Genomic DNA, 21,999 nt, shown 5'->3' on the forward strand with positions numbered 1-21,999 from the left:
CAGGCGATATGCAATTATTTTACCGTGACTGGCTTATTTCGATGCCTGGTCGGCCAGTTTTTTGCTGTACCGGGCACCAATATCGGGATACTGTTTCAGCAGTGCTTCAATCGCGTTTAAATCAGCATCGGAAAGTTCAACATCCACGGCACCGGCATTATCTTCCAAATATTGGATACGTTTGGTTCCGGGAATCGGGATGATATCCTCGCCCTGGGCCAGTACCCAGGCAAGCGCCAGTTGAGCAGGTGTACACCCCTTCTCTCCAGCCAATTCGGCGAAAGCAGACGCCAGCTTTTGGTTGTTATCCCAGTGCTTTCCGCTATAGCGGGGTAACGACTTCCGGAAGTCGGTATCGGTCAAACCGGAAACATCCAGTTTGTTGGTCATCAGCCCGCGGGCCAGTGGCGAGAACGGAATCAACGACATCCCTAATTCGCGAATAGTCGGTAATATTTCATTCTCCACATCGCGGGTTAGCAACGAGTATTCGCTTTGCAACGCCTGAATGGGATGCACCGCATTCGCTTTGCGGATTGATTCAGCGGAAGCTTCACTAAGCCCCAGGTAGCGCACTTTTCCTTCCTTCACCAGCTCAGCCATCGCTCCTACCGTCTCCTCGATGGGCACATTCGGATCGACCCGGTGCGCATAGTACAAATCGATGGTGTCGATGCCCAGTCTTGTCAGGCTTTTCTCTACCGCCTGCTTGATCCACTTTGGGGAACAATCAATGTAGGCTCCGTTGGCATTCGGCACATAACCGGTTCCTTCCGGAAAACGGAACCCAAATTTGGTTGCTAAAAAGACCTTGTCGCGCTTATTCTTCAATAATTTAGAAAGCAATTCTTCATTGGCCCCGTTGCCGTATACATCGGCTGTATCCAGGAAGTTGATTCCTAATTCCAATGCCCTGTCGAGCGTAGCCAAACTCTCTTTTTCATTGGCAGGTCCGTAGGCAAAGCTCATTCCCATGCAACCTAATCCTACGGCCGATAGTTTCTCTTCTGTTTTTCCGAGTTTTCTATATTTCATATGTACATTTTTTTGGATCGATTATTCAAGTAGTCACCGTTAAAACAGTCGGCCAAACCTTTTGTTTCCACTTACGGGAAGTCTTCCCGACGGGATTCAGCTTCGCTTAAACAACAGGTAAAACAAGTTCGCCAGTAGTGACAGGCTAAACATGACTACCCCGATGGGAATCAGGTCACCCGATTGAAACAAAGCCGGGATGGTCCCTGCAATGAAACTCAGAATGAAGCGGGATACCCCAATGGTGGCATTGGCCGAGCCGCTAATCTCCGGCATCAGATTCAGGATTACAGCCGTTCCGTTACCGAATATCAGTCCCAGGCTGCCCACAAACAACACAATGGCTCCAAAAACAAGCGTGAAAGGCGGATGAGGAAGCGAAACACCAACCAGCATCAGAACACCGCCAATTAGTTGAATGATAAGCCCCAGTTTCATCATTTGCTCTGGCTCTTTATTTTTTAACCGCCAGTTGTTAAGCAACGACAACGCGATGTACAGAACCACATTCGAACCAAAAAGCAGCGGAAACACGCGATGCGTGAAACCATAGTATTCAATGTAAATAAATGACGAACTGGTAATAAAGGTGAACATGCCTGCCGTAGCAAAACTAATGGTCATGAGCATCAAAACAGGCCGGCGATGACTAAAGAATATCCGGTATTTCCCGATCAATTGTTCTTTGGTTACCCTGTGTGTCAAATGGGTATGATGACGTGATTCGGGCATCACCGCGAGGAAAATGAAAAACAATACCAACGCATAACTGGCCAGGAAGAAAAAGATGGAATGCCAGCCTCCCAAGTCGAGCAGAAACGAACCAATGACGGGAGCAAACAACGGAGCCAGCATCATGATCATCCCGATAAGAGTCGCCAGCTTAGCCACCTGCTTTCCCTCAAACCAGTCGCGCACAAAAACCATGGCAGTCACCGAGGCAAAACCTCCACCGAATGCCTGTGTTGCTCTTAACAGCCATACCATCTCAACATTGGGAGCGAACGGTATGCCGGCTGATGATAATCCGTATAGTAAAACGCCGGTTAACGCTATTTTTTTTCGACCGAAAGAATCAGACAACGGTCCACCGAATACATTCCCGGTAGCAAATCCCAGAAAGTATACCGTCAGCGTAATCTCAATCAGGTGAATGCTAACGCCAAACGATTTGGCCATGACCGGCATGGCAGACAAATACGTATCAATACCAAACGGCGAAAGAGCAGTCAAAAATGCCAGCAACACAGAGGTGACAGCGATGAAGTATTTGCTTGATTTGTGAATCGTCATAAATCTGTTCTGAATTTTAAATTCTTCCAAAGAACTAGCTGAACCAGGATTTCACCCCTTCCTGCCCGTCGTGAAAGCGAAACTCGACTACATCATATTCTTGTACTCCTGCTTTGACAAACGGATCACCTTCCAGAAAATCATCGACTTCCGTCCTCGATTCCGCTTTCATCAGAATAACGCCTCCGCCGGAATGCGCTTTAGGTCCCGAGAAAAGTATCCAGCCTTCGTCGAATCCTTTTCGCAAATAAGCCAGATGTTCTTTGATCAACTTTTGCAACTCTTCCTGTTCAACCGGAAGCGGGTCGTAAAACGTCCCTTCAATCATGAAATAAAGCATATTATTCTATTTTGATAAGTTTGAACCTGGAGTACACGTTCATCCTGCGGAATGAAATGAGGTTCCCGTAACTGGCTATCAGGCAATCGAAAAATCTCCAATTTGCGCTGAAAATAAAACAGAAAAGCCCGTTGTCAAATACTGATGAATCCGCCAACCGAACGATGATATTTCGTAATCGTCAAATTATGTCCGGGGGACAAAAGTAATGTACTTCGTTGGAGTTTCAACCTTGTTTAAAAACACCTGCAATGGCCCTGACTGTACTATTATTTCTGACAGTTAATCTTGTAGACAAAGAAGAGCGAGAAAAAAACAATGGCCATAAACAAACTGAAGAATACCGTGAATCCGAATTGACTGATGAGCCACCCGCCAACAATGGGAAACAAAGCGGGAATGATATTACCTGCACCGGCAAAGCCAGCATACAAAGCCCGGTTGTCATTGCCCGATACTTCCAGCAATACGCCATTCATGGCAATGGAATACATAGCATACACCACCCCGCCGATGATAAATACCGGGAAGAATGAAGGCCTTCCGCCAGGTAGCATGATGAGCAATGGCATCACTAGAGCCAGGATAACATTGGAATAGAGCAGATACCGGTAACGAACGTGTTTCCGGAAAGCAAATACCAGCATCGAGACAGCCACGCTGCCCAGCACTTTACTAATTAAAAAGAAGCCGGTATCGCTGCTTTCGGTACCGTAAATATCTTTCGCGTACAGAATGACAAAAGGGAGAAAACCGATAGCAATGCCTTGTGTATTGATGAAACCAAGAAAGTACTTTAACCGTGGATTGGTCTTCAGCTCCTGCTTCATTACATCAATAAACTGACGAACACCGGCTATGCGGGTCTGGGAAGGAACTGTTTCACGGATCGACCAGAATCCCAGGGATGCGATAAACAGCGCTGCAAATCCAATGAAAAACATAAACGCATAGTTCACCGGATACGGCCGGGAAACCAACACCTGGCGGGCCGCCACAACCGATAAGAGTACAATGGTCCCATTGATGATTTGCTTGGAGGAAAAGAAAGACTTTCGGGCAACCGGTTCGATGGATTTGCCCAGAATATCGGTGTAACTGATGTTGGCAAAAGCTCCACCCAACGCGAACAACGTAATGAAAAGGAATATCATCCATAAAATGGGAAAACCACTGCCCGCCTGCCAGAAGTAAAGTATCAGGCCCAGCCCCAACAATGACAATATTCGCGAGTTGATTCCTAACAACAGGAACTTCTTCTTGTGTGATTGATTACTCAGGTAAGGGGCGAAAATAATTTGCGTAAAGCTGGATCCCCCGAGCAAAATAGCGGACATGATACCGACATGGACCGAATTTCCACCTGCCTCAATCAACATGGCGGGGATTACCGTATCGATGTCCATGAAATTTTGGGCGAAAGCCAGAAATGCGGCATGCCAAAGAAAAGCTGTGAAATTATGCTGAGACGTTGTGAAGCGGTCTCCAGTAAGATTTTTTTTCATTCCGTTTAGTGCGTGGGAGAAAGAGTTTAGGTTCCTTTCTCAGCACAAAAATAACAGAAAGCAGCAATTATCCGCTTGATGAGTAAAAGCCATAAAACAAAAAGGGAGCCCGCCTATTCAGCAGGGCTCCCGATTACACAAGGAGTGTTTTAGGTCGATACATAGTTTACCTGTAATCTCTCTACCAAGACTGTCACAGGGATTAACTAAAATGAAACACCAAAAAGTTTTATTGTGGAAATCACCGGATATTTTCCTGTCCTGGAAAACAAACTCCTTAAAAGCCGGTATTGTCAGGGATAGTAGGAGTTTTTGAGGGGGGAAACAATGGTGAAAGTGTAATTTTCACCATTTTGGTTTAATATATTTATTCCTTTCTGAAATGCATCAAATGACCAACGTTGTAAAACCTGTCGGCAATACTTGGATTATCCTTCAACTCCTTATCAGTATATGGGAAGTAAGGAATCAACACGTCGTCACCAGGGTGCCAATTAGCTGGAGTGTACACCGTTTCTTTGTCGGTTGTTTGAAGGGCCATAACGGTACGCTTGATTTCGTCCATATTACGTCCGATGCTATGAGGATAGAAAAATACGGCGCGAACGATATTTTTCCCATCGACCACAAAAACACCACGAACATATTCCGAAGTACTGACAGGGCGATGCAACATCCCGTATTTCCGGGCGATAACATAGCGATTGTCTTCAATCAACGGAAAGTTGATTTTGGCCGGGGCCTGGTCTTTGTACCGAAGCTCATTCATAGCTTCCACCCAATGATGGTGCTGCATGAGCGTTTCGGATGAAACCACCATCAACTTGACACCCAAATCCTCAAAATCCTTTTGCATCTGGGCCAGAACCATAATCTCCGAAGAGCAAACCGGGGTAAAATCCCGGGGATGGCTGAAGATAATCTTCCAGTTTCTCCCAAAATCGCGTGGGAACTCGATCAATCCCTGTGTTGACTGTGCCGTAAAAGACGGTGCTTTCTCCCCTATCAGAGGAATCCTTACTGAATCTTCAGCCGGCAGATTCAGAGCTGCCAGTAGAAAACAAAGGAACATTGAAATGAACATGTACTTTTTCATAACTATTTTTATTTGGTTTAAATAACAATGAAATGTATGCCATTTCCACACCAAAAAAAATGGATTATTCCCAAAATCGATCAATTCTGTGAAAACTTTAACATATTGAAATTCTTATATTTATACAATAATTTCTTATCTGTTTAATACAACAAATCTCTTTAGCGCAGGTTGGCTGAAGGAATTCTGTATTGTTACCTCGGCAAATACCTGAAAACACAACAATTCAAATATTAATGATTGATTTACAGAACTAAACAGGTATCCATTCATAATTATTATTATCGCCTGATTCTTCAATAATTATGAATAGACTACTTAACACCAATTGCAACCAACTATATAACTGCACAATAGCATACTAACAGAATTATTTCCACTGCTGCACAAAACCTCAACAGATTCAGATTTCCTTTCTCCTGAAAAGGAAAAAAGCTGGGATGCCGATAAGAACGACTGCTATGGCTATAAAGGATTCTAGAGGACGTTCGATAGCAGTCAGAACGAGCATACACAAGGCTGCCAAAGCATAAAAGACGGGAATAAAGGGATAACCGGGATGTCGGTAATCGGGTTGCTTCGTTTTACGTAAACGGAATACGCCTAATACAGCAATTATCGGAAAGATTCCGAGGGCAAATCCCATAAAGGTTAGTATTTGGTCGAATGTACCGGTTAAAACCATTATTACCGATACACTGCTCTGCAGAATGACAGAGCGTACCGGCACATGGTATTTGGGACTCACACGGGCTGCAAAGCGGAAAAAGTAGCCCTCTTTTGCCATTGCATAGTAAACACGTGGCCCTAGAACAATGAAGGCGCTAATGGATGAAAACAAAGCGAAGGCAATCAGAATTGATAGAATGTATTTGGCACTATTGCCAAAAAGATGGATGACAGCCGTTGCTCCAACGGTTACCTCTCCCTGAAAATTTTCGAGAGGGATGGCATATATGAAAAGTATGTTCAGGGAAAGGTACAGTAAAATGACGATAATCGTTCCAAAAATCAGCGAACGCGGTATGTTTTTCTGCGGATGAAATGCTTCGCCTCCCAGATAGGTGGCGGCATTCCATCCGCTATAGGCGAACATAATCCATACAAGCGAAAGACCGATACTTCGCCAACCGGGACTATCTCCTGCTGTTTGTTCCAGTGAAAAATGACTCCAACTCCCCTTTCCCCAGATGAAGCCAGCCAAAATCAACGCGGCAATCAATATGACTTTTAGAATTGTCAGAAAGTTTTGCCAGCGCGCACTGCTCTCTATTCCCCGGATATGAACTAATGTAAAAAGGAGAATGACCACTACCGCGATTGACTTTAGAAAAAACGGCTGTGAATAATATTGCGCTGCCGGCCATTCGGCTGGTATTGCTTCTACTATGTATTCGCTAAAACCAATAGCCGAAGCGGCTATCGGAGCCGAAAAACCAACGACAAACGAAATCCAGCCGCTGAGAAATCCGGGCAACGGGTGGTAAAGACGGGAAATAAAGACGTATTCGCCTCCGGCTTCGGGCATGGCCGCGCCGAGTTCGCTATACACCAAAGCTCCACACAAAGCAATAAATCCTCCGAATGCCCACAGCAGGATGAGAAGATAAGGGTTTCGCAATTGGGCCATTATGATTCCGGAAGTCGTAAATATCCCGGCACCAATCATATTAGCGACCACCATACTCAATAAGGCCAACAATCCCAGTTTCCGTCGTAGCAAATGATTTTCCTGCGAAAGCACTATTTAAGGTTTTGCTGTTTTGTAACTGATGGAAACACCTCCTCCGCCATCGTCTACCGAAGTTTTGAAATTGGGGAGGCTTTCTACATAGTGGAGAAATTCGCCTGTGCCGTAATATCCACCATGCTTACTGATGTTGTGTGCAGTAAAACAACCGCCAATTTTCAGCTTTGGCGCCATCACCTTGAAATAATTGGTATACCAGTTTTTATCGGCATCGCTAAAAACGAAATCATATTCGCCTTTTAGTTTGGGCACCAATTCCCGCGCATTCCCCAACCGCACATCGACATAGTCTGATAAGCCCGCAGCCTTGAAACTCTCGAGCGCCTCCCTGTATCTCCGTTCGTTCATTTCGAAAGTAATCAGCTTTCCTCCGGTCTTACTCAAAGCCCAGGCAATCCAGATTCCGGAATGGCCGGTAGATGTTCCTATTTCGACAGCGTTTTTATAGTTATTGTCGACAATGAGTTTGAAAAGTAGTTTTCCATCGTACCGCGGAATATTCATATCGCGCCAACTATTCTTGTGCGCAATGAGAAACTTCTGGACTTTCCGGTCCAGTTCATTTTCGGGTTCTGTGTATAATCCCTGGCCACTTAAATGCTGAGGAATAAGAAAGAACCCTGCAAGGAAAATAAGCGCGAACCAATGCTTGAGTGGATGTTTCATTTCGGCGTTTTTTAGGTTTCAGAACCGAATCACAACAACGAATACACACACCAGTCAATCTAAATTAGTTCATTTTCATGAAGATGAAAAGATACAACTTTCATCCTTGAAAACATCGCGGCATAAAAAAAGGAGAGCCAAACGACTCTCCTTTTCAAAACCAGCACCAGGCTGGCAGCAAAATATCAATCAATAAACATCAATTTGGTATCTCTTCTGTTTCTTCAGTTCCTTTAGGAAGTCTTCTGCCTTTTCGGGCTCGAGACCGCCTTCGGAAGCTACTATTGCTTTAAGTGTTTCGTGAACATCATGGGCCATGTGCGTTTTATCACCACAAACGTACAGATAAGCACCTTTTTGCAGCCAATCGTACAGCTCCTTGCTCTTTTCTATCATTCGATGCTGAACGTACACTTTCTGCTCCTGATCGCGCGAGAACGCCAACGAAAGCTCCGTCAGAACCCCCTGTTGTCTGTAGTTTTCCCAATCTTCGCGATACAGATAATCAGTTTTCTTGTGTTGATCGCCAAAGAATAACCAGGAATCACCATGCGCATGGTCACCATTTCGCTGCTGAATAAAGCTTCGATACGGTGCAACTCCGGTTCCTGCTCCCACCATGATCATCGGTGCATCCAACTCTTCCGGCATTTTGAAGCCAAGATTGCGATCGATGAAAATCGGGATCCAGCTTCCTTCTTCAATCCGGTCGGTCAGGAATGTTGAACACGTTCCCTTCCGGTCGCGATCACGGTTTCGGTAACGGACCGCTACTACCGTGATGTGAACTTCATCCGGATAAACTTTCTGACTAGATGCAATAGAGTACAAACGAGCTGACAACTCGGGCAAAACACTCACCAGCTGACTTGCGGTTAGCTTGGCCGGGAAATCCATCAACATATCCAGCACATCATGGCCATATAAATATTCATCCAGCTCATTCTCATCAGCCAGCAAATCACCTAACGCTTTATTGTTGGTCAGCTCATGATAGCTGGCCAGCATGTGACTCGTAAGAACATTTATCTCCAACCGATTGCGCAACGCTGTTTCCAGCGGAAGCGACCAGTCTTTTAAAGCGACCTCTGTCTGACCATCCAGACCGGTATGCTTCAGAATACCTTTTACCAATTCAGCCGGATTATTTCCAAAGACCCCAACATTATCACCTGGCTCGTATGTGAATCCGGAATCGGCAATATCGAGCTCTACGTGATAAACGTCCTTCAGCGAGTCTTTGCCTGTTAAGCGTACTTTCCGCTTCACACGGGCGAAATAAGGGTTCTGCCTTGAATATCCTGTATCTTTTGCGTTGGTATCCTCGGCTACTTCGGCCACAGGCTCTCCGCCTGATGCACCGTTAACCTCCCGGACAACCTGCAATACCGTATTGATCCAATTCGAGGCATCTTCCTCATAGTCGACATCGCACTTTACGATGGGCAAAATGTTGTTGGCCCCTCGCTCTTTCATTACCTCATCGAAATCGACACCGGCCTTGCAATAGCTTTTATAAATCTTGTCGCCCAACGCCAGCACGGCATAGTTAATACCAGCCAGAGACGGACATTCTTCACCTCTCAGATACGCCAGCATGTCAACCGAGTTCACAGGCGGATCGCCTTCACCATGCGTGGGAAGAATCATTAGCACATTTTGGGCATTGGCTACTTCCGGGTAGCTATACTCTTCCATCAGGAAAATTTCCGCTTCGAAGCCTGAAGCTTCCGCCACGTCGAAAAGACGGTATGCAATATCCTCGCTATGTCCCGTATGGGTTCCATACAGGATGGTCACCGATATTTTTCCATCGCCTGAGCCTTTTTGTTGCTGCTCGGCATGCACGAAGTATTTTCCGGGAATAAAACTTTCCCCTTTTAAGTGGTTGTTTATCCAGTCCAGCTGTTTCTTTTGCTGTGTGACACTCTCACTATTCACAGCCCGAAACTCATTTTTCATTTCCGAACCAAATGTATTACTCATAGTATCTTTAACTTGACAATTAAGGTCTTGCAAGCAATGACCTTTTAAACTTTTCGGGTCCCCCAGACATTCAGCAACGGATGCTTATTATAGATTCATTCTGCTGGTTATTAACACTTTTCACAACCAGCAATGATGCATCTGTCAATGTCCGGAAACCGCTTATTAATAATGCCTCAAAATTAGTGTAATATTTGTTAGAAGCATCTTTATTTAGAAAGAATTTAATCTACTGATAACAAACCACTCAAATCTCAGTTTGTTCATCCGCATTCCGGTAGTTGATTCAAGCTTCTAAAATTCGATTGATAAAGTGTACTTGATGAATATCCTGAGCAAAAAAAAATCCGGCATCAAAGCCGGATCTTTCAGTATCTATTTTATTGGATATTAATTGTCTTCCATTTTCATCTTATCGCGGAAGTAAACATTCCATGCGATGTAATTTACCAGGTGTGTGGCAAACTTCATTTCGTGCATAGATGTGAACAACTGACTCATGGTGTCTCGCGTTGGACCGAGCAAGTCAGATAACAGTACTGTTGTGCTGTCGTCGAAAGTAATCTGGTAATCGCGATACTTGTTACAGAAAGTGGTGTATTCAGCGTCACTGTCATTCTCGCTACTGTTATTGTCTACAACAGTTACTGTAGCATTCTGCTGAAGCTCTCCGCCTTTGTATACTTCCAGCGAATCAGAGCCAGCTGTGCGGGTATGCACAATCTGCACATCTCCAATCGTCAGAGAGTGTACCTTCGTGTACGTGTCGGCACCTGTGTCTTTACTCCACTTAACCATTTCGTCATAAATCGTCTGATCTCCGTCTGACAGGTTATAATCATAAAGCTTAGTGGTATCGGTTCTCTCAGCCTGCATACTTACTGCATAACCGCTGGCGAAAGTAAAAGTCGACGCGTAATTGTACGGATGTCTGTGCATGCCATTCATCGACCACTCAATGTCGAGATTACCAACAGCAGTATCAGAAACGGCAATGTCACTTCCGAGGCTGTAGTTCAAGCCACCTGGATAGGCGTATTTATACTTATATTTTGATGTCGTAATGACAAAGTTGTTTCCTAACGAATCCGTGTCCTGCTTCGTTTTATAGAAGCAATATTCCGGATGATGGAGGGCCAATTTTTCTGGAAGTTTAATAATAAACAAAGAAGTATCAGCCGTCATTTTGAAGTGATTGTACATGTACGAACTATAGCCCCAGTGCATTTCATTCAGTACAGAATCCTGGTATTCGTAAACTCCGGCTACATCAGCCAAGGTGATGCTGTCTGAAAACATTTCGTCATCACTAACTGAAGCGTCCGCTGATTTCAAGTTACTGTTCCCTGAGGTAATTACTTTGTAGCCATCAGAACTACTAATGTCATTCATGGCAGTACTGACCTGATCTGCGCTGTTGTTGATGGCTTCCTTTAATGATTGATTAGCGACGTCAGTAGCCCCTCCGCCGGAATTCTGAGTGCAACTCCACATTCCTACAGCTGCCAATGCAACAATTGCGGACAAAAATATCCGATTTTTCATAACCATAAGATTTTGTTTACAAGTGATTATTTTTAATACAAAGGGGATTTTGCTATTAAAAAAAAGAAACAGACGCATTAGTGAACAACTGACTTGCATGCATTCGGGATAATGGTGGGGGTTCCTGAATGACTCAAGCCTGTCAAACAAAATGCTCCGTCAATAATTCTTAAGGTTTTGAGTAGTTGCTTTCTCCAAGCAAAAATGCAAATTCGTTATTAACCTACAACGACGAAACTGAATAATTTATTACCAAACAATATGAATTTAACATTCTTTAACCACCAATATAAATATCTATAATTAAATATAGGTATTTATGACCGGTAATACTCACGACTCTTAGACTGATTGATATTACATAATATTTATTAACGAATAAAGAAAAAGATTATTGTATATTCGGAGAGAAATTATTACTTTTATGATGGTTATTGCAGTTTGCCAGAGTTGAATAACCGGACCAAGGCATAATCAAATAAAAATATTTATAAAGACATTGGATCATGCTCCTAAATTCGATCCAATTTTTGCCTTTTTATTCCTTAATCCAATACGGATTGCCGGCAGCCTGTTTATCAGGCTGCCTTTTTTTATCCTACAGATAAGGTCGCAATAAAAACGCCAACAACTACTTAAAAGGATGGATAAACATAACGACCATTACAATTACCGCGGCAAACCACAATGACCGCTCCCAGCGTTGGCGTTTGTTCTTCGAAATCCGGTTGAAATAGTGCCGGATAACGGGTGCCATATACCGGATTGTGAAATAGGCACCAACGAAACCAAGGAGATTCCCTGCCAATACATCACCCGGGAAATGGGCTCCAAGATATATCCGGGTATAGGATACAACAACGGTCAGCACCCCTAAAATAAAGGGCATAACCTTTCTTTTCCTGATATGCCAGGCAATCACAGTGAAGGCAGCGGCTGTCGTGGTACTGTGGCCAGATGGAAAACTATATTTGTGCAATATGTAATTCCCAACGTAATGCACCATGTCCTTTCCTTCAAAAACTGTTAAAGGCCTGTCCCATTCGAAAAACACCCAATGCTTCAGGAACTGCGCAATGAAGCCGGTAATAATCACGCTAGCAATGGCTACAAGTACCATATTCATATCCTTTCGCATAAAAAGCAGCAACATTAGTGCGGAAAGGAAGAATGAATCTCCCAGCCATGTCAAAATCAGCATAGGGTAATCGAGCCATTTGAAATAAACGCTGTTCATGACGAGAAAACTGCCATGATAGCCATAAGCGAGTAATAAAAAGCCTAATAGTATCCAAAACATTAGTAGTGGAGCAAGGAAATATTTATTATCCCAAATAAAGTTTTTCATACCAAGTTACTAGTTTGTATCTGCTTTATTTCTGGTTACAATTCCTGCCTGCTTAGCGAATGCGGAAATTCGACGCCATCAGGCCAATTCTAAAAACCGATATTTCGTGATTGAAATAGATATTGTAATAATCCTGTCCGTAATAATATTCAGCGAACAATGATATATCATTCAGCATTTTAGGGTGATAAGCCACCCGAAAAGAAAAATCAAATTGCTTTGATAAATCATACCTCTGTTCCGGTGAACGATTATCAATAATCCACGTGAAGTGCATGTGGTATCTTAATTGGCTTTGGGTGAAATAACTATCCGGTTTGTTTTCACAGTAGTCGTTGCCGGAAATCAGGCTTTTAACCGCTCCCAGGTAATTCTTCAGTTCGGAGTCGAAATTGAGCCGGAAGAGACCGTAATCATCTACCAATCCTTTTGAATTGAGCAGATGGGTTTCAAATCCAAACTTGAAATATTCCGGGACCAATTGGTTGCCCCTCGAATGGTCGTCGATCAGTATCCATCCGGCCTTGACAAAATTCGTTGCAAAATTGCCGTTTTCAGTGTTGTAGGTCCCGTCAGAATTATACACTGGTCCGCTTTGCCCGTTGGAATGATGGCCGAGAGTTAAATACGAAAGCAATTCTCCTTTATATACATCGGGGTTCCCCAGATTACGATACACGGTCAGGCTGGGCATATAACTCGGCGTGGTTATCGGATAGGAACGTTCATCCTTCATCCGGATAACTCCTTTGAATGAAATATCCATTGCCCATTTGCCGTCGTGTGACAAATTCACCAGGTAGTACGGAGCGATTACCGCTTCGAACAACAGCGGATTCAGGTTTCCAATTCCCTGCTTAAATGTTATATAACTAGGCGAATGAGCCATTCCGATATATTCCGACATTAATTTTTGCGGCGATGGCGATTCCTGTGCCAATACTTTTGAATTAGTCAGCATGAAAACGATTCCGGTAAAACCGAACGCAATCAGCCAGCTTTTAAACAGACTTTTCATCACACAATCTCTTCGTCCTGTTCTGTCTGGAACTTCTTATATTTTAACATTAGTTAATACTAACTAACTTACATTTCATAAAAAAAAACGGTTCCGGAAATGTTCCTTCTTTTCTCCCTTTGGCACCTTAATTCCCAGCACCTGGACAGTATCGCCCACATTGCTACTGATACTATGTACCAGGTGTGCCGGACATTCGACCAACATCCCCTTGGTTCCAATCATTTTGTCTTCGGCTAACCGGATGGTAGGATTTCCTTCTACAACGTAGTAGAGCATGTCGCATGGTAGAATTTTCGGCCCCATGCTTTCGCCTGGCTGTAAATCAAACTGCAGAATTTGCAGCAATTTGTTCTCATATAGATATTGCAAGTCCACTTCTTTTCCGCTAATGGACCTGAGCCACGGATTTCGATGTACTATTTTCATCCCTGTTACTTTTAAACCAATCCATCACTTGGTTAATTCATCCAATTGTTATTTCAACATTCTTTTCTTGAAATGAGCATCAACACGTTTTCCAAAATCTTTGAGCCTTCCTCTACGAGGTTTATTTTCTGCTCAAACAACTGCCACTTCATCATCATCATCCGCATCGCGCCCATTATTATGGTGGTTATTTGTGAAGAAGGAACATCGTCCCGGATTTCTTTCTTAACCTGCCCCTCCTTAACGATTTCTTCCAATTTTCCTGCTACCAAAAGCGTAATGTCTCTGATTTTCTCTTTCAGATAATCTTCGCCCTGGTAAATCTCCTCGGAGGAAATAACTGAAATCAAGGCCGGATTCTTCTGCAGCCGGCTAAACTGAAATTCAAAGGCCTGCCGCAGCTTATCAAAACTTGATGAATCACTTTGCGCGATCCTGGTAATGTTCGATTCTGTTGACCCTGAAAAAAAGTCGATGATATTCACCAGGATTTCTTTCTTGTTTTTGTAATGCCGATAGATGGCCGGCTCCGAAATACCAATGGCATTCGAAAGGTTTTTGATGGTCAAACCCTGTAGGCCTTTTTCAGCAATCAGCTTGATTCCCGTGTGTATAATCTCCAACTGTCTTTCGGTATACATGATCTGTTAGTTAATACTCACTAACAAAAGTACAACACTTTTGGGAACTGAGCATACTCGATTAAATATTTTTATATAAAGTTTACGTTAACTCACTTTTTGCAAAAAAAAGAAAGGAGGCTAATCGCCTCCTTTACACTATATAATGTTCTTCAGATCAATCATCATCGTCATTATCTTTCCCGGCCAATCGGGCGGGATAGGGAACTTTTCCTTTTGCACTGAACCATAAAATGCGATTCAACAGGTCATCATCTCCCCCATCGATATGATCATATTGTGGCTCCATACTGATATTGGCGTAGTGCAACGCTTTTCCTTTCAGGGAAGAAAGTGCTGCATTCATCTCGTCAAGCGGAATCTGGTTTTTCACCGATTTGTAAGGAGTGTAATCAGGTGTTTGATCGAAACAGGCATCCATTGTCGGAGCTATGGCATCCTGAATATTCATCGGTGGAAGTCCCAGTATCTGTTCAATGGTTCGAACCATTGCAGGTTGGTTATATGCTGCATGAACTGCTTCATCTTTGTGGGAATACGGACTAATAACCGTTCCTACTGTCCGGTAAGCTGAAATGTGGTCCCAACCAGTCTGACTGTCATCTTCGGTAACGAAAATAACGGTATTCGACCAGAACCGACTATGACTCAACGCCTCTACAATCTGGCCCAACGCCAGGTCATTGTCCGCAACCATAGCCCTGGGCGTTGGATATCCGGGACGAGTTCCAGCAGTGTGATCGGCCGGAAGTGCCATTACCATCAATTGCGGAAGAGAGTCTCCTTCCATGTTCTCGTACTTCTTCAAATCTTTAATGAAGGCATCAGCACGCATTACATCCGGTATCGCATGGTGGTCATATCCAGGGTAAATTTTGCTCAAAATCGGTTTAACCGGTCCTACCGTGGTCTTATTGGTGAAATGGAATGGTTCACCATTCACAAACTTCTGATATATATCTTTCCAGCCAAGTGACTTATCGAATTCGGGAACAGCTGCTTCACCGTATATCTTTACTGATACGCCGTGTTTCATCGCGTTATCCCAAATAAATCCGGTGGGAGCATAAACTAACGCGTCGTACTGAACATGCGGATAGCTCCGGAACCAGGCCCGTACATTTTTCTCCACATAATCGGTAACAATCGATGCATCGGTCCACTGATGTCCTTCGGCAGAACATTTTCCGGAAGCCATGTAATTGTCCATCAGAACAAAATCGTTGACCAGCCGGTGCATATTCGGTGTTACCTTACGTCCGTATATACACAGTGTCGAATCTCCTCTCCCCTTCTTTACATCACCTAATACCTGATCGTAGGTCCGGTTCTCCTTGATAATATAGAGGACATGCTTAAATACCGATGGTTCTCCAATTCGGTCAGGGACAGGCTTCGGCTCGACGCCTTCCCGGGGCGGTAATTCAGCCAACTTAACTCTTGCCAAATCGTTAACCGCGATTACCGTGTTGGTATGCTCTGCCAACTCTTTTTTGTCCGGCATAGGAATTACAGAAACCGACGCCAGCATATGGTGCGAATTATACGCCAGCGTTTTCTCCGGTCCCCGTTCCAATCCTACGTGAGCTCCCATCGCCTCAATATTGGTGACGTACATTTTTTTCTTATCGGCAATGGTAATTGATGATGGATAAGCGCCTGTCGGAATAAATCCAACGACTTTGCTCTTCTGATCGAGACCACGCGCTGATGCATGTTTACCCAGACGTACAACCGCCACAGCATTGTCCATACCGTTCGCCACGTACAGGTATTTTCCGTTTTTCGATACGGTTATGCCTTCCGGCGAGTCGCCCCAATATTTATTCAGGCCGGGTTGCAACCGAACCATAATGCTTTCAGTCACTTTATCGGCAACCGGATCGACAACCGACACATCATCGCTGTTGGAGTTGGTGACGTAAATATATTTTCCTCTCGGAGCCGCAACAATCTCATTGGGATGAAGTCCGGTTACAATTTCACGTATCAACTGACCGCTATTCGGATCGAACACCGAAATACTTCCTTCGCGGGTTGCTCCGGTATTCAATGTCACTTTCGCTTCGCCCCATGGCACACCAGCTACAACGTCTTCATCTCCCAGTGGCAGTCGACCTCCCCAGTTGGTCACAAAGAGCTTGCCGTTGGCCTCAGCAATACCATAAGGTGCTACACCAGTATCTCTTCTCCATATGATGTTTCCTGTCGCCAGGTCCTGCTTTACCAGTTCGTTGTTACCGTCTAGTACGACATACAAGTAGTCTCTCCCATTTTCTTTTCGAATCAATAGCTCGTTAGGAAGAGCTGTCTTTGCCGGTGGCAACGGGTCATATGAAAAATAGTCCGTAATTCCGGCTTTTCCGTTTTTCCAGCTTGCCCGAATGACATACGACTTTCCTCCGCTTGTCGCTGCACTCCATAATACCTCCAGCGAATTGCCTGTTTGATGCCAAATAATACCTGAATACGTACTCATAGCTCCGGCTAACTCCGACCTAGACTTTATGGGCAATGTATCAACGATTGAGTCGGTTTTTGTTTCGATAAAAACCACGCTATACCTTTCTTCTACCGCCAGCCAATTACCATCCGGTGACAAGGCTGCATCGAGCGCGTGATTTTCCAGACCTTTATCGCCAAAGTAAATCTGCTTTCCGGCGGGCCTGAGTATTCTGTTCCAGGGAAGAACATCATTACCCGATTCATCCACTTTTTTCCCTTGCGCCACATTCTGGCTCCACGCCGGAGCAACGATCAGGCACAACAGAACTAGCGTTAATTGTATTAGTTTCATGACAGGAATTTTGATTTTATAAGGAAACTGAATTGTCGACTCTTTGTTCAGGGCTTCCCTATATTATTTGGAATTGACAATCCATATGCAACAAAGCAAAAAGAAAAAATCCCTACCAGAAAGCATCAGGTAAGGATTTTATCATAAAAAAAGTTAAAAATATTACAATATCATTTCTCTTCGTTCTCTTCAGCCTGAGGCATTTTGAATGAGCCCATGTTTGTAATCTGGTATTGCGACATATTAAATTTCTTATCACTGTTTTTATTTACTTCTGTCACCTTTAAACTGGTACGCTCACCCGTTTCCTTATCCAATGAATTACTCTCCATCAGAAATCCCCAGGGCATACCATTGGCATACATCGACGACTTGAATACCGAGGACATCAGATCACGTGTCTGCAACTTTACATCCCGCGAGATCCAGAAGTCGGCTTTATCCATTTCATCTTCATACACGTATTCCTCGCATTTGTATCCTGCAATGGTTTTTGTACGTCCTGTTTTCTTCAGGTTAGGATTCATTGCAGACATATCTGCCGGCGCTGTCTCCATATCCGAACTGGCATTATATAATGAATCGATGTTCGTCATCAAATCAAGCCCATACACTATTCCGGTATGTTTTCCGTCCTGATCGGAAAGAATAATGGTAGCTTTATTCTTGTAGTCGAAAATGTATATCCCTTTTCCTTTTGAGTCTTCCCCCATGTCTCCGCCTTCAAATTCATAAGCAAAGTTATGCCTGCCGGGATTCATAAAAGTGACCAGCGTAGCATCGCTTTCCAAAGATCCGTCCTTTTTATATGATTTAACGACCATCGTAGTAGAATACTGAAAATCATACTCTTTCTCTATCGGAACCGGTTCACCGGACATTCCCATGCTCTTCATCACACGCTGCATCCGTTGCTGTTGTCTGGCTTCCCGCGACATCTCGCCTTGCCCATTAGCTGTGCTGTCATTTTTATTACTTTCCAGCGAATCCTCTACTTTATCCAGCCCTTTGTCAATTTGTTCATCCATTTTATCTTCAGCGCGCTTCTCGGCCTTTTCCTGAGTCTTTTTCAAGGCCTTGTTAGCCATTTTTTTTAGAAAGCCCTGTGCCTGCGTTGGCTGCGAAAAACAAAGGGCTCCGGCAAGAACTAAAAGTAAAATCCATGTTTTTTTCATTGCTAAATCTCGATTTAAATTGGTTTATTTTTGGTTGAGTGTTAATAAAATTAATACTTGTTTATCTGAAAACCAACAATTAAGATAAATATATAACTATCGTCAATTATTGGGTATATCACAGAAACACTGCACCTAACCGCGCGCATATGCGACAAAAAATGGGGTAACCAACATGCTTACTGCTCATTATCCGGTAATCAGATATTTATTCATCAAAGCATACCGTGTGATGAATTGAAAAAGTTACTTTTGTTGGGTAAAATTTTGATCATATGAATACGTGGTTCGAGTGTAAAGCAAAATATGTAAAGATTGACGAAAACGGACGGGAGAAAAAGGTCAACGAAGCCTATCTACTGGATGCTGTATCGTTTAGTGAAGCAGAAAGCCGCATTTATAAAGAGCTGGAGACGATGGTGAGTGGTGAATTCACGGTAACGAAAATTGCCAAGACCAACATCGCTGAAATTATTCCGTCGGAAGATGGTGATCGCTGGTTCAAAGCAAAAGTATCGTTCATTACCATCGATGAAGAGAAAGGTAAAGAAAAACGGACTGCGCAATACGTTCTGATTTTAGCCAAAACCGTAAGGGATGCCTACGAAAAAGTCGTTGAAAACATGCAGGGAATGATGGCTGATTTTGAAATCAACGCTGTAAACGAAAGCCCCATCATGGATGTGTTCCCTTATTTTGGTCAGGAAGAGGAAATCCCGGATAATCTTCGCCCGCTGAATGACGATGAGCTACTGGCATCTAATAATGAAGCAGAGGAAGACCAATCTGACGATCTGGAGCCACTCGAAGATGACGAAGAAGAAGAATAAAAGCTTGGCTACAAAATACTCAGTTCAGACTGTCCACGCCGGGCAGTCTTTTTTATGCCCAAACGGGTTGTCCGGCTTTCGCCGAACGCTTTTTAAAAGCCCAGTAAACTACCAGAGAACAACCGATTCCGACAATGGCACCCGCCAATACATCCGAAGGATAATGCACCCCCAGATCCATCCGTGAATAACCAACCAAACCTGCCCAAACAAACGAAGGAACAATGACGTACCAGCGCGGAAATATCAGGCTGAGAGCCATTGCCATGGCCATAGCATCGGACGTATGGCCCGATGGAAACGATGGACTTCCTCCAGCCGATAATTTTTCAATAAATGGATAACTAATAAAAGGTCGCGGGCGCTGAAATGTATATTTGAGAATATTGACAACAATGGCTGACAGGAGCATGCTTCCTGCCATGTACCAACCCTTCTGCTTTAAAATCCGTTTCTTTACCCGGTAGCCCGCCATCAAAATCATCAACGGAATTCCGTAAGATACCGGGAAAGCAGCCGCAGAAATAATTTTAAATGGCCAGTCCAACGCGGTATTTCGGTTAAGATTGACAACCTTCAATATATCGATATCCGGATTTTGTCCTAAAGCAGTGGCGTATACAAAAACCAAAGCAACCGTAAACAGTATGGTCACTGAGTTTCTACTCATTTTCTAATTCTTTGAATAACGTAGCTGGCATCCTCTTTCATAAGTTCTTACTTCATCTGTCTACGCTACCGGATGATGTTGCCGGTAATTAATCACAATCACATGACAAATTTATGATACTTAAAGTTCCTGAATGTTACATCACTCTTAAGCTTTATACCCCTGTTTAAGTGTAACACTTACGATTACGGGCCGTAATTTTTACTCAAACTCTAAAGCGATACCATCCAGTCTTTAATGTACAACCTATATCATTCAATTTGAAATCTTTATATTTAATGTGCTAAACTAACAACACTAAACAATGAAAAAATCCAATCAGCTTACACGAAGAAAATTTATTGGAACAGCTGTCGGAGCAGCTGGCGCATTTACCATTGTGCCGAGTCACGCAATTTCCGGTCTAGGACATGTTGCTCCCAGCGATAAATTGAATATTGCCGGTATAGGTATCGGGGGAAAAGGAAAGGTGAACCTGGAAAACATGGTCGGACAAAACGTTGTAGCCTTGTGCGATGTCGATTGGGATTATGCCACTCCGGTTTTCGAAAAGTATCCGAAAGCCAAACGTTTTAAGGATTTCCGAAAAATGCTGGAACAGCAGAAGGATATTGATGCTGTCGTTGTAGCCACGCCTGACCATACACACGCAATTGCGGCAATGGCAGCGATGAAAGCAGGGAAACACGTCTATGTGCAAAAACCGTTGACGCATTCCGTCAGTGAGTCTCGTTTATTAACAGAAACGGCACGGCAAACAGGAGTAGTGACTCAAATGGGAAATGAGGGCCATTCTGATGATACGGTTTATGAAGTAGCGGAAATTATACAAAGCGGAATTTTGGGAGATATCCGGGAAGCTCATGCCTGGACCAACCGCCCCATCTGGCCGCAGGGACTGGAACGACCGAGACAGTCCGAAAAAGTTCCGGAAACACTCGACTGGGATTTATTTATTGGACCGGCAGCTTTTCGTCCCTATCATTCAGCTTACACGCCCTGGAGTTGGCGTGCCTGGTGGGATTTTGGAACCGGCGCCCTGGGCGACATGGGCTGTCATATTCTGGATGTACCGTTTTATGCTCTTAAGCTAAAATATCCTGTTGTCGTTGAAGCCAGTTCAACCATTTGTAATACGGAAAGCGCACCGGAAGCGTCGCGGGTTGAATATACTTTTCCCGCAAGGGAAAACACAGAATACTGCAACTTCCCGGAAGTGAAAGTAACCTGGCACGACGGTGGATTAATGCCTCCCCGACCAAAAGAGCTACCTGACGGCGAGCCCATGGGCGGCTGGGGCGGTGGAAATTTGTTCATCGGCTCCAAAGGCAAACTGGTGTGCGATTACTACGGCCGCGACTGGAAACTGTTATTACCGGGAAATGAGAAACCGATTACAAAGGTTGACCTTCCGCGATACGCTGACGATCCGCTGGGTGGCGGCAGGCACGAAATGCAATGGGTAAGGGCCTGTATGAAAGGAAAAGATGGTGTTGGATTGACATCATCTGACTTTGAATACGCAGGACCGCTTTCGGAGATGGTGTTGATGGGAAATCTCGCCATCCGGTTACAGGCACTCAACCGACCTCTTCATTGGGATGGTGAGAAAATGAAGTTTACCAATATTTCGCCTGACGATAAATTTAAAATCATTACCTCCCATCAGTACAAAAAGATTGACGGACAACCGCAGTTTCACACGGACTGGACGGACGAATTACCAGCTGCTGAAATGGCAAATGAATGGGTAAAACACACTTATCGTAAGGGATGGAAAATTTGAATGAAAAAATATTTCCGTTCAATTTAACACATTAACAGGCAGTTTGCTTTCGACCCGATGTATTTTGTTAATAAAAAATCATATAAGAA

General features: G+C 43.9%; 18 protein-coding genes. 2 read left to right on the forward strand and 16 right to left on the reverse strand.

Going from position 1 to position 21,999, the window contains the following annotated elements; all coding sequences use genetic code 11:
• Positions 1 to 33 precede the first annotated feature (33 nt).
• The 15 genes from AC060N_RS10580 to AC060N_RS10650 all read right to left on the reverse strand — a co-directional run bounded on the left by AC060N_RS10580 (position 34) and on the right by AC060N_RS10650 (position 18,537).
• Complete coding sequence (locus AC060N_RS10580) at positions 34 to 1,035, reverse strand: aldo/keto reductase (protein ID WP_479523771.1); 1,002 nt, start codon at positions 1,033 to 1,035, stop codon at positions 34 to 36.
• 96 nt (positions 1,036 to 1,131) lie between these two features.
• Complete coding sequence (locus AC060N_RS10585; RefSeq protein ID WP_479523772.1) at positions 1,132 to 2,328, reverse strand: multidrug effflux MFS transporter; 1,197 nt, start codon at positions 2,326 to 2,328, stop codon at positions 1,132 to 1,134.
• 34 nt (positions 2,329 to 2,362) lie between these two features.
• Positions 2,363 to 2,668, reverse strand: coding sequence for a YciI family protein (locus tag AC060N_RS10590; RefSeq protein ID WP_479523773.1), 306 nt, complete (start codon positions 2,666 to 2,668; stop codon positions 2,363 to 2,365).
• A 269-nt stretch (positions 2,669 to 2,937) separates the two neighbouring features.
• On the reverse strand, positions 2,938 to 4,173 hold the full coding sequence (locus AC060N_RS10595; protein WP_479523774.1) for an MFS transporter: 1,236 nt from the start codon (positions 4,171 to 4,173) through the stop codon (positions 2,938 to 2,940).
• 367 nt (positions 4,174 to 4,540) lie between these two features.
• Positions 4,541 to 5,269 (reverse strand): redoxin domain-containing protein, encoded by a 729-nt coding sequence (locus AC060N_RS10600; RefSeq protein ID WP_479523775.1) that lies wholly within the window; start codon positions 5,267 to 5,269, stop codon positions 4,541 to 4,543.
• Positions 5,270 to 5,672: 403 nt separating this feature from the next.
• Positions 5,673 to 7,013 carry an APC family permease gene (locus AC060N_RS10605; protein ID WP_479523776.1) on the reverse strand — a complete coding sequence of 447 codons (1,341 nt, stop codon included), beginning with the start codon at positions 7,011 to 7,013 and terminating at the stop codon, positions 5,673 to 5,675.
• Positions 7,014 to 7,016: 3 nt separating this feature from the next.
• Positions 7,017 to 7,685: an O-methyltransferase gene (locus AC060N_RS10610; protein ID WP_479523777.1), complete on the reverse strand. Its 669-nt coding sequence runs from the start codon at positions 7,683 to 7,685 to the stop codon at positions 7,017 to 7,019.
• 189 nt (positions 7,686 to 7,874) lie between these two features.
• Positions 7,875 to 9,671, reverse strand: a complete 1,797-nt coding sequence (locus tag AC060N_RS10615; RefSeq protein ID WP_479523778.1) for a diflavin oxidoreductase — start codon at positions 9,669 to 9,671, stop codon at positions 7,875 to 7,877.
• Between the two features lie 390 nt (positions 9,672 to 10,061).
• Complete coding sequence (locus AC060N_RS10620; RefSeq protein WP_153639121.1) at positions 10,062 to 11,216, reverse strand: hypothetical protein; 1,155 nt, start codon at positions 11,214 to 11,216, stop codon at positions 10,062 to 10,064.
• A 631-nt stretch (positions 11,217 to 11,847) separates the two neighbouring features.
• Complete coding sequence (locus AC060N_RS10625; RefSeq protein ID WP_479523779.1) at positions 11,848 to 12,564, reverse strand: phosphatase PAP2 family protein; 717 nt, start codon at positions 12,562 to 12,564, stop codon at positions 11,848 to 11,850.
• A 52-nt stretch (positions 12,565 to 12,616) separates the two neighbouring features.
• On the reverse strand, positions 12,617 to 13,582 hold the full coding sequence (locus AC060N_RS10630; protein WP_479523780.1) for a hypothetical protein: 966 nt from the start codon (positions 13,580 to 13,582) through the stop codon (positions 12,617 to 12,619).
• Positions 13,583 to 13,657: 75 nt separating this feature from the next.
• Complete coding sequence (locus AC060N_RS10635) at positions 13,658 to 14,011, reverse strand: cupin domain-containing protein (RefSeq protein WP_479523781.1); 354 nt, start codon at positions 14,009 to 14,011, stop codon at positions 13,658 to 13,660.
• A gap of 53 nt (positions 14,012 to 14,064) precedes the next feature.
• Positions 14,065 to 14,652, reverse strand: coding sequence for a TetR/AcrR family transcriptional regulator (locus AC060N_RS10640; protein ID WP_479523782.1), 588 nt, complete (start codon positions 14,650 to 14,652; stop codon positions 14,065 to 14,067).
• A gap of 157 nt (positions 14,653 to 14,809) precedes the next feature.
• A complete protein-coding gene (locus tag AC060N_RS10645) occupies positions 14,810 to 17,449 on the reverse strand; it encodes a bifunctional YncE family protein/alkaline phosphatase family protein (protein ID WP_479523783.1) in 2,640 nt (879 codons plus the stop codon).
• 170 nt (positions 17,450 to 17,619) lie between these two features.
• Complete coding sequence (locus AC060N_RS10650; RefSeq protein WP_479523784.1) at positions 17,620 to 18,537, reverse strand: DUF4412 domain-containing protein; 918 nt, start codon at positions 18,535 to 18,537, stop codon at positions 17,620 to 17,622.
• A gap of 362 nt (positions 18,538 to 18,899) precedes the next feature.
• On the opposite strand from AC060N_RS10650, the gene AC060N_RS10655 reads away from it, so the two are divergent.
• Positions 18,900 to 19,454, forward strand: a complete 555-nt coding sequence (locus tag AC060N_RS10655; RefSeq protein WP_479523785.1) for a DUF4494 domain-containing protein — start codon at positions 18,900 to 18,902, stop codon at positions 19,452 to 19,454.
• Between the two features lie 52 nt (positions 19,455 to 19,506).
• Here AC060N_RS10655 and AC060N_RS10660 read toward each other — a convergent pair whose 3' ends face one another.
• Positions 19,507 to 20,124, reverse strand: coding sequence for a phosphatase PAP2 family protein (locus AC060N_RS10660; RefSeq protein WP_479523786.1), 618 nt, complete (start codon positions 20,122 to 20,124; stop codon positions 19,507 to 19,509).
• Between the two features lie 304 nt (positions 20,125 to 20,428).
• Between AC060N_RS10660 and AC060N_RS10665 the strand changes: the two genes are divergently transcribed.
• The gene (locus AC060N_RS10665; RefSeq protein WP_479523787.1) at positions 20,429 to 21,910 is read left to right on the forward strand and encodes a Gfo/Idh/MocA family protein; all 1,482 of its coding nucleotides are present in this window, start codon (positions 20,429 to 20,431) and stop codon (positions 21,908 to 21,910) included.
• Positions 21,911 to 21,999: the final 89 nt, after the last annotated feature.

It is taken from the genome of Prolixibacter sp. DSM 2831, assembly GCF_056493735.1.